At 73.6% G+C, this 11,633-nt stretch carries 8 protein-coding genes; 3 read left to right on the forward strand and 5 right to left on the reverse strand.

What is annotated here, in order from left to right; genetic code table 11:
- Window positions 1-13 precede the first annotated feature (13 nt).
- On the forward strand, window positions 14-1,285 hold the full coding sequence (locus tag ACGF3A_RS01910; protein WP_393724751.1) for a metallophosphoesterase: 1,272 nt from the start codon (window positions 14-16) through the stop codon (window positions 1,283-1,285).
- A gap of 384 nt (window positions 1,286-1,669) precedes the next feature.
- Here ACGF3A_RS01910 and ACGF3A_RS01915 read toward each other — a convergent pair whose 3' ends face one another.
- Together ACGF3A_RS01915 and ACGF3A_RS01920 are read right to left on the reverse strand one after the other, a co-directional pair.
- Window positions 1,670-3,247 carry an ATP-binding protein gene (locus tag ACGF3A_RS01915; protein WP_393724753.1) on the reverse strand — a complete coding sequence of 526 codons (1,578 nt, stop codon included), beginning with the start codon at window positions 3,245-3,247 and terminating at the stop codon, window positions 1,670-1,672.
- Window positions 3,244-4,014, reverse strand: coding sequence for a response regulator transcription factor (locus tag ACGF3A_RS01920; protein WP_393724754.1), 771 nt, complete (start codon window positions 4,012-4,014; stop codon window positions 3,244-3,246). The genes ACGF3A_RS01915 and ACGF3A_RS01920 overlap by 4 nt, the downstream gene beginning before the upstream one ends.
- Before the next feature lie 290 nt (window positions 4,015-4,304).
- On the opposite strand from ACGF3A_RS01920, the gene ACGF3A_RS01925 reads away from it, so the two are divergent.
- Complete coding sequence (locus tag ACGF3A_RS01925; protein ID WP_393724756.1) at window positions 4,305-6,842, forward strand: MMPL family transporter; 2,538 nt, start codon at window positions 4,305-4,307, stop codon at window positions 6,840-6,842.
- Here the strand turns inward: ACGF3A_RS01925 and ACGF3A_RS01930 are convergent.
- The 3 genes from ACGF3A_RS01930 to ACGF3A_RS01940 all read right to left on the reverse strand — a co-directional run bounded on the left by ACGF3A_RS01930 (window position 6,839) and on the right by ACGF3A_RS01940 (window position 9,981).
- Window positions 6,839-7,387 (reverse strand): DUF1648 domain-containing protein, encoded by a 549-nt coding sequence (locus tag ACGF3A_RS01930; RefSeq protein ID WP_393724757.1) that lies wholly within the window; start codon window positions 7,385-7,387, stop codon window positions 6,839-6,841. The two genes, ACGF3A_RS01925 and ACGF3A_RS01930, sit on opposite strands and share 4 nt — an antisense overlap.
- A 76-nt stretch (window positions 7,388-7,463) precedes the next feature.
- A complete protein-coding gene (locus tag ACGF3A_RS01935; RefSeq protein WP_393724759.1) occupies window positions 7,464-8,717 on the reverse strand; it encodes a hypothetical protein in 1,254 nt (417 codons plus the stop codon).
- A 337-nt stretch (window positions 8,718-9,054) separates the two neighbouring features.
- Window positions 9,055-9,981: a trypsin-like serine peptidase gene (locus ACGF3A_RS01940; RefSeq protein WP_393724761.1), complete on the reverse strand. Its 927-nt coding sequence runs from the start codon at window positions 9,979-9,981 to the stop codon at window positions 9,055-9,057.
- Between the two features lie 182 nt (window positions 9,982-10,163).
- Between ACGF3A_RS01940 and ACGF3A_RS01945 the strand changes: the two genes are divergently transcribed.
- The gene (locus ACGF3A_RS01945) at window positions 10,164-11,621 is read left to right on the forward strand and encodes an exo-alpha-sialidase (protein ID WP_393724763.1); all 1,458 of its coding nucleotides are present in this window, start codon (window positions 10,164-10,166) and stop codon (window positions 11,619-11,621) included.
- The last annotated feature ends 12 nt before the right edge of the window (window positions 11,622-11,633 follow it).

The following is an 11,633-nucleotide window of genomic DNA, read 5'->3' on the forward strand; positions in this document are numbered from 1 at the left end:
GGGAGGGACCGCGATGGTGGCGGTTTTCGTACTGATCGCGCTGGTCGCGGTCTCCTTGCTGGTGGTCGTGCACTGGTACGTCTGGCGGCGGCTGGTGCGCGACGTGTCCGCGCCGGACGGGCTGTGGCGCCGGGTGGGCACGGTGCTCGTCGTGGCGCTGCCGCTGGTGAGCGTCGCGAACATGATCAGCAGCCGGGCCGGAGCGCCGTTCTCCGTGCAGCGGGTGCTGGCGTGGCCCGGCTTCATGTGGCTCGCGATGCTGCTCTACCTGGTGCTGGCGCTGCTCGTGGGCGAGGTCGTCCGGCTGGTCGTCCGCCGCGCACGCGCCTCCGCCGCCACCTCCGTGCCGGACGCGGGAGCGGTGGGGGGCCCGCCTGCCCGCCCGAAGCCGGACCGGCCGGAGCCGGAGCCCGTGTCCGTGCCGTCGGAGCCGTCGGAGCCCGGGTCCGGGCGGCCGGAGCCGTCCCGCCGGGTCTTCCTCGCCCGTACGCTCGCCGTCGGGGCCACCGCGACGGCGGCGGCGACGGTCGGCGCCGGGGCGTACAGCGTGCTGAACGGGCCCACGCTCAAGCACGTCACCGTGCCGCTGCCGAAGCTGGGGCGGGCGGCGCACGGGTACCGCATCGCCGTCGTCAGCGACATCCATCTGGGGCCGATCCTGGGCAAGGCCCACACCCAGCGCATCGTGAACACGATCAACGGTGCCCAGCCGGACCTGGTCGCCATAGTCGGCGACCTCGTCGACGGCTCGGTCGCCGACCTGGGCCCGGCGGCCGAGCCCCTGCGGCATCTGCGTTCCCGCCACGGCTCGTTCTTCGTGACCGGCAACCACGAGTACTTCGGTGACGCGGCCGAGTGGGTCGACCACCTGCGCGAGCTGAACGTCCACCCTCTGGAGAACGCGCGCCGCGAGCTGCCCGCCTTCGACCTCGCCGGGGTCAACGACGTCGCGGGCGAGGACCAGGGCGACGGGCCCGACTTCAAGAAGGCCCTCGGCGACCGCGACCCGGGGCGTGCCTCGGTCCTCATGGCCCACCAGCCCGTACAGATCCACGAAGCCGTCGACCACAAGGTCGGCCTCCAGCTCTCCGGCCACACCCACGGCGGCCAGCTGTGGCCGGGACCGTACCTCGCGGAGCTGGCGAATCCGACGGTGGCGGGGCTGGAGCGGTACGGGGACACGCAGCTTTACGTGACGCGTGGCGCGGGCGCGTGGGGCCCACCGGTCCGAGTCGGCGCCGACTCGGACATCACCATAGTCCGCCTCGCCTCCCCAGAAGCCTGAGCTCTGCGCCGGGCAGGGGCTGCCCCGCCTGTGCTTCGCGGGCTGCGCCGCGCGCTGTGGCTTGTCGCGCAGTTCCCCGCGCCCCTGGCTCTCCCTCCGCTGAGCTTGGGAAGTCTGCGCAAGGCGCAGGGTTGGCAAGCGCAGCCCCCTGCGCCGGGTGTCCCGCGCAACTGGGCCGGGTTCGGGGTGCCCCGGGCTGTGCTTCGCGGGCTGCCGCCGCGTCGTGGCTGGGCGCGCAGTTCCCCGCGCCCCTTATCGGGCAAGCCCAAAAGTCTTGGACCGGGCGCGCCCGCGCGGCGGAGCCGCAAATCAAGCACAGCCCCGATGTGTCGTGACCCGGCGCGCCCCGTGGTGGAGCCGCGAAGCGAGCACAGGGGCGGGTCCCTATGGGGCGAGCCCTGGGGTCTTGAGGGCTGTGTGGGGTGCGGGGGTCGGCACGGGGTGGGCGGAGGGGAGGGTGACCGTTACCTTGAGGCCTGCTCCGGGGGCCGTGCTGATGCGGACTTGTCCGCCCTGCGCCTCGACACCCGCCTTGACGACCGACATCCCGAGGCCACTCCCCTCGCTCGGCGCCCCGTCCGTGCGGAAGAAGCGGTCGAAGACGCGGGCGGCGTCCTCGGGCCGCATGCCCGGGCCCTCGTCCTGGACGCGGAGGACGCAGCCGTCGTGCCCCGCGTGGACCGAGACGCGGACGGCGGCCCCGACGGGGGTGTGGACGCGGACGTTGGAGATCAGGTTGCCGACGACCTGGCACAGGACGGGCTCGTCGGCGAGGGCGAGCGCGGCCCCCTCGGGGCGTTCGAAGTCGATCTCGCGTTCGGGCTGCTGGGCCGCGAGGTCCGCCAGCGCCTCCTCCGTCACCCGTGCGAGGTCGACGGGGCGCGGGCGCAGCTCGGGGCGCTGGTCGAGCCGGGCGAGGGCGAGCAGCTCGTCGACGAGGCGGGCCATGCGCTCGGTCTCGGCCGTCATACGGGCCAGCGCGCGTGCCCTCTCCTCCTCGTCGCGCAGCATGCCGCGCTCGTAGAGCTGGAGGTAGCCGCGTATCGCCGCGAGCGGCGTGCGCAGCTCGTGGGAGGCGTCGGCGACGAAGCGCCGCAGGTGCGCCGCGGCGTGCTCGCGGGTGAGGAAGGCGGCCTCGACCTGGTGCAGCATCGCGTTGAGCGCGAGGCGGAGCCGTTCGACCTCCAGGACCCTGTTGTGCTTGCCGCCGCGCCCCGCGGCGACGCGGCGGGACAGGTCGATGCCGGGCGCGCCCTCCGGCCCCGCCGAGCCCTGTTTCTCGCAGCCCTCGGCGATCGCCGAGGCCGCCTCGACCATGTCCTCCATGGGGCGCAGCCGGCGCCGCGCGGCGTAGTACATGGCGGTGCCGAGCACCGCCATGAGCGCGATGCCGACGCAGAGTTCGAGCCGGAGGACCTTGCGCATGATCTCCCCGGCGGCCCCGACCTCCGTCGCCATGAGCACGGTCTGCCCGTCGGCGAGGCGCATCGCCGTCGCGCGGTACGGGGTGTCGCCGTCCGGCCGGATGTCGATCGGGCCGGGGTCGCGGACCAGCGCCTGGGGGTCCTCGACGGCGCGCGCGAGGGCCCGCTGCTTCGCGGAGGGCTCGTGGCCCAGCAGCGCGGTCGGCCTGCCCCGGTCGTCGAGGGGGACGAAGACGGTGGGGTTGGTGTCCGTGGCCTCCGCGACGTTCGGGTTGAGCGCGTCCCGCATCCCCGCGATGCTCGCGAACGCGTTGACGTCGTCGACCGTCAGCTTGACGCGGGCGATCTGCTTACGGGCCGAGGCCAGCTCCGCGTCCACGGAGGAGACGAGATAGTGCTGGACGCCCATGAGGCTGATGGCCGTGGCGACCACGATGCCGAGGGCCAGCATCACGATGCCGATGGCCGTCATCTTGGCCCGCAGCGAGCCCGTATGGCGGAGGGTGGGGGACGGGGAGGGGGACGGCGCCGCGCTCACGATCCGGCGCCCTCTCCCGGCCCCGCGCCCGGGCCCGTCTCCGGCAGCGGACGCAGCCCGTACCCCACGCCCCGGCGGGTACGGATCAGCGGCGGTCCCAGCGGGTCGAGCTTGCGGCGCAGATAGCTGACGTACGTCTCGACGACCGTCGACTCCACCCGGTGCTCGTACCGCCACACGTGCCGCAGCAGCTGCTCCTTGGGCACGATCCGGTCCCCGTGCCGCACCAGGTGCCGCAGCAGTGCGAACTCCGTCGGCGTCAGGTCCGCGCTGCGCCCGCCGCGCCGCACGGTGTACGTGGCCTCGTCCAGCTCCAGGTCCCCGTACCGGATCACCGGTGGCCGGGGAGCGGGCGGCGCCTCCGTGCCGTCGGACGGGGCGGACGTGGACGGTGAGGTGCGGCGCAGGACGGCGCGGAGCCGGGCCACGACCTCGTCCACGTTGAACGGCTTGGTGATGTAGTCGTCGCCGCCCAGCGTCAGCCCCTGGATGACCTCCGACGGCGCGTCCTTCGCGGTGAGGAACACGACGGCCAGGTCCCCGCGTTCGGCGCGCAGCACCCGGCACACCTGCCGTCCGTCGCCGTCGGGCAGGGCGATGTCGAGCAGCACGGCGTCGGGGCGCGCCTCGCGCGCCGCCGTGACGGCGGCCTGCGCCCCCGAGGCGGTGACGACCTCGAAGCCGTGGAAGCGCAGCGTGATCGCCAGGACGTCGGCGATGCTCGGCTCGTCTTCGACGATCAGGACGGTGGCGGGGGTCGCTGTCATTCCCCCAGTATCCGGGCGGAATTGCGGGTTTTCCGGGGGAACCCTTGGAGGTTCTTGAGAGCTGGGCGCCCGGGACGGCGCCGCGCGGCCGCGCGCCGGAGGGTGGTGGCCGTGGCCCTGGGCGGGATCGATGGGGATCGATGACAGCACCAACCCGGGGCCACTCCGTCACCTCGTGACCCCGTCACCCCGTGACCCCGTGACTCCGTCACCCCGTGGCCCCGTCACACCGCCACCCCCCCATTCCTCCGCCGGGCCGACCGCCCGTCGGCGTACGAAGGGATCCCGGCATGGCTGCTCTGGCGCGGTGGTGCCTCCGGCACCGGTGGGCGGTGCTCCTCCTGTGGGTGGCCGCCCTCTTCGGCACGGGCGCGACGAGCGGCGCCCTGGGAAGCGCGTACTCCAACGACTTCAGCTTCCCCGGCACCGAGTCCTCGCGGGCGTACGACTCGATGCGCGCCGCCTTCCCCGACCTGTCCGGCGACACGGACACCGTGGTGTGGCACACCGAGAGCGGCACGGTGCGCGACCCGGAGGTGCGGCAGCGGATGGAGGCGGCCCTCGCCGACATCGCCGAGGTGCCGCAGGTCGGCACCGTCACGAGCCCGTACGCGAAGGGCGGCGCCGCGCAGATCAGCGAGGACGGCACCATCGCCTACGCCGAGGTGACCTTCACCGAGCAGGTCTTCGAGATCGACAAGGCCCACACCGAGCAGGTCATCGACCGCGCCGGGGAGGCCCGTACGGACGGGCTCCAGGTCGAACTCGGCGGCCAGGCCATCGAGCAGACCCAGGAGCCGCCCGCCGGGCTCGCCGAGGGCGTCGGGCTGGCCGCCGCCGCGGTGGTGCTGCTGCTCGCGTTCGGCTCGTTCTTCGCGATGCTGCTGCCGCTGCTGAACGCGGTCTTCGCGGTGGGCATCGGGATGACCGGGCTGATCGTGCTCAGCCACGCCGTCCCCCTGCCGGACGTGGCGCCGCTGCTCGGCTCGCTGATCGGGCTCGGCGTCGGCATCGACTACGCGCTCTTCATCGTCACCCGGCACCGCAAGGGCCTGAAGGCCGGTCTCGACCCGGACGTCGCGGCCGTACGCGCGATGGACACCTCGGGGCGCGCGGTGCTCTTCGCGGGCGGCACGGTCTGTGTCGCGCTGCTGGCGATGTTCACGCTCAACCTCGACTTCCTCAACGGCATCGCCCTCGCCACCACCCTCACCACTCTGCTCAGCGTCCTCGCGGCCACCACGCTGCTCCCCGCCATGCTCGGCTTCCTCGGCACGAAGGCGCTGAGCAGGCGCGAGCGGCGCCGCCTGGCGGCGGGTACGGAGGGCACGGAGAGCGGCCGCGGGCTCGGCGCCCGCTGGGCCGGGGTGCTGGAGCGGCGGCCCAAGGCGCTGGCGCTGGTCGCGATCGTCGTGATGGCCGTCCTCGCGATCCCCGCGCTCTCCCTCCGGCTCGGCACCAACGACCAGGGCAACCAGCCCGAGTCGCAGACCACGCGCCAGGCCTACGACCTGCTCGCCGAGGGCTTCGGGCCCGGCTTCAACGGGCCGCTGCAGATGGTCGCCGACGTCGGCGGCGGCGCGCGGGACCGGGCCGCGCTCAAGCGGCTCACGGCGGAGACGGCCCGCATGGACGACGTCGTGCGCGCCGTCCCGCTGCCGCTGCCGCCCGGCTCGGACACGGCCGTCGTCCAGGTCGTGCCCAAGAGCTCACCGCAGGACGAGCGGACCGACCGGCTCATCGACACGCTGCGCGACACGACGGTCCCCGCGGCCGAACGCGGCACCACGCTCTCCGTGGACATCGGCGGACCCACCGCCATCCAGAAGGACTTCGCCTCGGTCATCGGCGAGAAGCTGCCGATGTTCATCGCGATCATCGTCAGCCTGGGCGCGCTGCTGCTGCTCGTCGCCTTCCGCAGCGTCGTCGTCCCGCTGACGGCCGCGCTCATGAACCTGATCGCGGCGGCGGCCTCCTTCGGCCTGCTCGTCGCCGTCTTCCAGTGGGGCTGGGGGATGGACCTGCTGAGCCTCGGCAAGGAGGGGCCCATCATCTCCTTCCTGCCCGTCATCATGCTGCCGCTGCTCTTCGGCCTCTCCATGGACTACCAGGTCTTCCTGGTCTCCCGGATGCACGAGGAGTGGACGCACACCAAGGACAACGCGCGCTCCGTGCGCGCCGGTCTCGCCGACACCAGCCGGGTCATCAATTGCGCGGCGCTCATCATGATCTGCGTCTTCCTCTCCTTCGTCCTCAGCGGCGACCGGGGCGGCATGATGGCCGGGATCGGCCTCGCGGGCGCGGTCGCGCTGGACGCGTTCATCCTGCGTACGATCCTGGTGCCCGCGCTGATGTTCCTCATCGGGCGCGCCAACTGGTGGCTGCCGGGCTGGCTGGACCGCCACCTCCCGCACCTGGCGGTGGACCCGCCGGATCCGGTGGACGCGCCCGACCCGCCGGATCCGGTGGGTGCGGTGGACCCGGTGGACGCCTCCGCGTACGTCCGTACCGGCGCCCGTGAACTCGCCCCCGTGGGCGGGGGAGCGGCGGCCGTCGCCGCCGAGTCGGTCGCGGTCCGGGGCGCGGTCCTGGACTCGCTGGGCGCCCGGCTGCCCGGCGCCTCCCTCACCCTCGTCGCGGCGAACGGCGCGCAGATCGCCCGTACGACCTCGGCGGAGGACGGGCGCTACACCTTGCCGGTGCCCGGCAGCGGCGCGTACATCGTGGTCGCGACCTCGCCCTCGCTCGGCGCCAGCAGCCACAGCGTGCTGGTCTCCGACACGGACGTGGAGCTCGACCTCCGCGTCGAGTTACCGGGCGAGGTCTAGGACGCGTTGAGGCGGCGCTTCTCGCCGTGGTCCTGCCAGGCCACCGCCACGGTGAGGAGCGTGCCGCCCAGGATCGGCACGAGCATCCCGAGCAGGAACCACCACGGGACCTCGGACGTGGTGCTGGTGCGCCACTGGACGGTGTTGCCGACGACGAACGACAGGCCGATCGCGAAGTTGAGGACGAGCAGCGACACGGCCGTACGGCGGGCGGTGACGCGGGTGGCGGGGCGCTTGCTGCTCCCGGCGGCGAAGCGGGGCTCGGAGGCCGGGAGTTCGGCGAGCGGTGTGGTGCGCAGCAGCATCGCGGTCAGGAAGGCCGTCAGCGCCGTCAGGCCCGCGTAGAGGAAGACGAGGACGAAGACGGAGCCCACCGACTTGTCGGTCCAGGCGTCCACGCCCCCGGTGCCGATGTGCTGGGGGACGCGGTCGGGCAGGTGCGGATACGCGGCGGCGCCCCAGGCGGCCATCCCGGCGAGCAGCGACACGCTGGCCGCCAGCCAGCTCCAGGGGAAGCGCGGCGGGGTGTACGTGGCTTCCGGCATGGCCCCATTCTGCGCGAGGCGGCCCCGCGTGTCGTTGCCCGTCCCCGGCAACGACACGCGGGGACTCCCTGCCCGCTCAGCTCTCCAGCAGCTTCAGGACCTTCGGCCAGGAATCGGCGCGGGCGCGCTGGTCGGCGGCGGAGGTCCCGGCGACGTTCCCGTCCGCGCCGCCCTCCTGACCTGGCTGCCCGTACGGGAACCAGTTCACGTGGTGCCCGGCGTCCGGGTAGAGCAGCTTCTTCGCGCCGTGCGCGGCCATGTCCCGCGCGGACGCGGCCGACCCCCACATCTTGTCGTTCCCGCCGCCGACGGCGAGGACCGTGCCACGCACCTTGTCGAGCGCGAGCGGCCCGGCGGGCAGCGCCTTGCCGTGGTCGGCCCAGGCGGCCTGCCCGGTGGGGTAGGGGCCGATGGCCTTGGACGAGGGCGCGTACGCGACGACGTTCCGTACGACCGAGGGGCGGCGCTGGCCGAGGAGCTGGGCCGCCTCGCTGCCGCGCGAGTTGCCCATCACCGTCAGCTTGGCGGGGTCGGCGGAGGGCTGCTCGCCCAGCAGGCGGGCGGCGCGCGTGAAGTAGTCGAGGTCGATCATGTCGATCGCGTCCGGCCGCCCCGAGCCCTTGCCGCAGCGGAAGTAGCAGAGGGAGAGCGCCGGATGGCCGCGCGAGGCGAGCAGCGCGGCGGTGTACGTACCGGCGTTGCCGCCCTCCGAACCGCCGAAGACCAGCACGGGCGCCTTGCGGGGCTTGCCCTTCGGGGGGTTGTAGAGGTCCCCGGCGAGCTTGTCCTCGCCGACGGTCAGCTCACGGTGCGTGGCGCCCTCGGCGAGCCACTCGCGGGTGAGGGTACGGGTGGCGAGCGTCTTCTCCGCTGTGCCGACGCTCAGCCGTACGCGGTACGAGCGCTGCTCGCCGGGCGGGCCCGGGTGGTACGAGAACGTCTTGCCGGTGCCGAGCTTCGGGTGCCGGGCGGGCAGCATCCGGGTCAGCAGCTCCGAGGACGCCTTCTCGCCGAGCGCGAGCCGCCCCTCCGCGTCCGCGCGGCCCTTCGCCGTCGCGCGCCACGTCTTGCCGTAGCGGTCCTTCGCGCTCGCGGCGACCGTCACCCTGGCCTTCGCGGGGAGCCGCTTCGCACCCACGTCCACGGGCTGATCGGCGAGCGCGGAGCCCGTGCCTCCGGCGACGGTGAGGGCCGGACCGCTCTTCTTCCGGCCGCCGTCGCCTGCGTCCCCGGACCCGTCGGACCCGCCCCCGCACCCGGCGCCCAGCGCCACGACGAGTCCGGCCGCGGCGACCCTCCGTACAGTTCCCGCCATCCCGATACGTGCCACGGCCCGCACGATACGTGACCCACAAACGCGCCCCGCCCCAGGACTCCGGGGCTCGCCCCTTTGCCCTCAGGAGCGCGGGGCTGTGTTCGATATGCGGCTCCGCCGCGGGGCGCTCCGGGTTCAAGACTTCGGGGCTTGCCTCTTCTCCCTAAGGGGCGCGGGGAACTGCGCGCCCAGCCCCGACGCGGCCGCAGCCCGCGAAGCACAGCCCGGGGCTCCCCGGGCGCGGCTCTTGTACGCGGGGCACCCGGCGTGGGGGGCTGCGCTTGCCAACCCTGCGCCTTGCGCAGACTTCCCAAGCACAGTGGGGTCGAGGGCGGAGTAGGGGGGTGGTCTTTCAGATGTGCTGGGCCCTCTCGTAGACGGCTCTGATCTCGTCGCCGAAGTACGGGCCGAAGAGGAGGCCAGGGATGTGGGAGTAGCTGAAGCTGTTCACGGTCATTTGCAGACCCTTGCCGGTGCGTTCGTCGAAGGACTGGAACCAGGGCCCGCCGCTGGACCCGGGCGTCTGGTTGCAGGACATGCCGTGGGCGGAGGAGTAGCCGGTCGGGTCCTTGAAGCTGCCGCCGGAGCAGTAGATGAGCTTCTCGCCGTCGTAGGGCGGTTCGAGGGGGAAGCCGAAGCTGTACGCCGCCTCGCCGTACGCCCCGTTGAAGCTCAGCCCCTGGCCGCCGACGACGTCCGTCAGCCTCTTGCCGCCGCGCGGCGCGACGACGACGGCCGCCGCGTCGTAGTCGAGGTCCTGGCCCTTCTCCCACTGCGGGGTGGTGAGGGCCTTGCGGACCTTCCACTTGCCGTAGGGCGCCTTGCCGTCGTGGTAGCCGGGGACGAAGACGAGGTTCTCGTGCCAGGTCTCCCACTTCACGCAGTGGCCCGCCGTGATCACCGTGCTGCGGTTCCGGCTGGTGACCGCGTCGGCGGAGCAGGCCGTTCGCTTGCCCTCGATGGTGACGAAGAGCTTGCCCGAGGTCTTCACCACCGCGCCGCCGCCCTTCCAGGGGCCGCCCGGCTGGGGGAAGTCCACGATGCCCGGTGCGAGCCCGCCGGACGGCGCGAACGTGTGCGGCTCGCCTCGTGGGACCGGCCGCTGCTTCTCCCTCGGGGCCACGGGCGGTTCGAGCGGCACGGCGTCGCGCATCCGCTCCGCGGTCCAGTAGTCGGTGGCGTCCGAGGCGGCGGCGGCGTTCCCCGGTAAGCCGAGGGGCAGCAGGGCCGTGGCCGCGAGCGTGGCCAGCGTGGCGCTGACGCGTCCTGCGCGTCTCATGTGCGCTCCTTCCATCCATGTGGGTCCGTGGGGCGCATCGTTCCCGAACGGCGGGGCGGGCGAGAGGGAGGAAGGAGCCAGTCCGGGATGTCCGGAACGCGTCGCCGCGCGCCGCCCCGGATCCGGGTCCGCGATCCGGTAGATCCGGAGGTTCCGGAGGTCCCAGCGAGAGGAGAGTACGGATGCGCCGCGTGGGGTTCATGGGCTTCGCCGCCGTCGCCGCGACGGTCGGAACGGTCGTTCCGGCGGCGGCCGTCGAGGGCGTGCCGCTCGCCGCCCGTACGAGCGTGGACTGCGGAAGGGAAGAGCTCCGGCTCACCCTGGAGAACCGGACGGGGAAGGCGCGGACCTTCACCGTGACCGGGCCGGACGCGAAGCGTACGGTCCGCGAGGTCGGCCCGCGCGCGAGCACCGCCGTGCGCTGGGCGCTCCCGGACGGCGCCCGCTACGCGCTGCGCGTCACCGCGCCCGGCGGCTTCGCCGTACGGGACGCGGGCCGCGCCTCCTGCGGGCTGGGCCCCGGGACGCCGGGGATGAACACGACGCGGCTCTTCTCCACGGACGCCCCCTTCCAGGCGCTGCTCCACGACGACGGCCGCGCACGCCCCGGCACCGCCCGCTCCGTGCGCATCCCCGCGCTGGCCGTCACCAACTCCGGCACGCTCCTGGCCGTCACCGACGCGCGCGTGGCCGGGCCGCCCGACCTGCCCGCCGACATCCAGCTCGGCCTGCGCCGCAGCACCGACGACGGCGCCACGTGGAGCGCGCCGCGCATCGCCGTGCACGCGGAGAGCACCCGGGACGGCACGGGCGACAGCAGCCTGCTCGTCGACCGCGTCACCGGCCGAGTCTTCCTCTTCTACAACTACGCCCGCCCCGGCACCGGCTTCTTCGAGCGGAACGCCAAGAGCATGCGCGTCATGTACGTCACCAGCGACGACGACGGGCGGACCTGGAGCCGTCCCGTCGATCTGACCGCGCGCGTGAAGAAGCCGGGCTGGACCAAGCTGTTCGCCTCCTCGGGGCACGGGATCCAGCTCAGCGGCGGGCGCCTCGTCCAGCCCCTGGTCCACCGCGACGCGCGGAGCACGTACGCGGAGAACATCGTCAGCGACGACCACGGCAGGACTTGGCGCACCGGCGCGCGGGCGGGGAGCGCGGTCAACGAGTCCAAGCCCGTCCAGCGCTCCACGGGCGTCCTCGCGCAGAACATGCGGCACAACGAGAAAGGCGCCCGCTACTACGCGGTCTCGCCCGACGGCACGCGCCCCTACGGCCCGATGCGCCGCGCCGCCGCGCTGCCCGACCCCGCCAACAACGCCGACGAGATCTCGTATCTGCGCCCCCGGCCGGGGGCCCCGGGGCTGACGCGCACCGTGCTCTTCAGCAACACCGCCTCGGCGGTCCGCCGCCACGAGCTGACGGTGCGGCTCTCCCGTGACGACGGCGCGCACTGGCCGTACCGGGCGGTGCTGAAGCCGGGCCGCGCCGGGTACTCGGCCCTGGCCGTCCTGCGCGACGGCTCGGTGGGCTGCCTCTACGAGGTCGGGGACACCGGCGGGATCTTCTTCGCCCGCTTCACCCCGGAGTGGCTCACACAGCGGAACGGCGGCACCCCGCAGGGCACCGCCGTTCCGTGAGAGAAGGATCCG

It is taken from the genome of Streptomyces sp. NPDC048172 (assembly GCF_043202595.1).
In the GTDB taxonomy this organism is placed as follows: Bacteria; Actinomycetota; Actinomycetes; order Streptomycetales; family Streptomycetaceae; genus Streptomyces.

Coding starts and splice junctions, on each gene's coding strand:
- ACGF3A_RS01925 (WP_393724756.1), top strand. CDS start 4,305: ATGGCTGCTCTGGCGCGGTGGTGCCTCCGGCACCGGTGGGCGGTGCTC.
- ACGF3A_RS01945 (WP_393724763.1), top strand. CDS start 10,164: ATGCGCCGCGTGGGGTTCATGGGCTTCGCCGCCGTCGCCGCGACGGTC.
- ACGF3A_RS01910 (WP_393724751.1), top strand. CDS start 14: ATGGTGGCGGTTTTCGTACTGATCGCGCTGGTCGCGGTCTCCTTGCTG.
- ACGF3A_RS01920 (WP_393724754.1), bottom strand. CDS start 4,014: ATGACAGCGACCCCCGCCACCGTCCTGATCGTCGAAGACGAGCCGAGC.
- ACGF3A_RS01940 (WP_393724761.1), bottom strand. CDS start 9,981: ATGAGACGCGCAGGACGCGTCAGCGCCACGCTGGCCACGCTCGCGGCC.
- ACGF3A_RS01930 (WP_393724757.1), bottom strand. CDS start 7,387: ATGCCGGAAGCCACGTACACCCCGCCGCGCTTCCCCTGGAGCTGGCTG.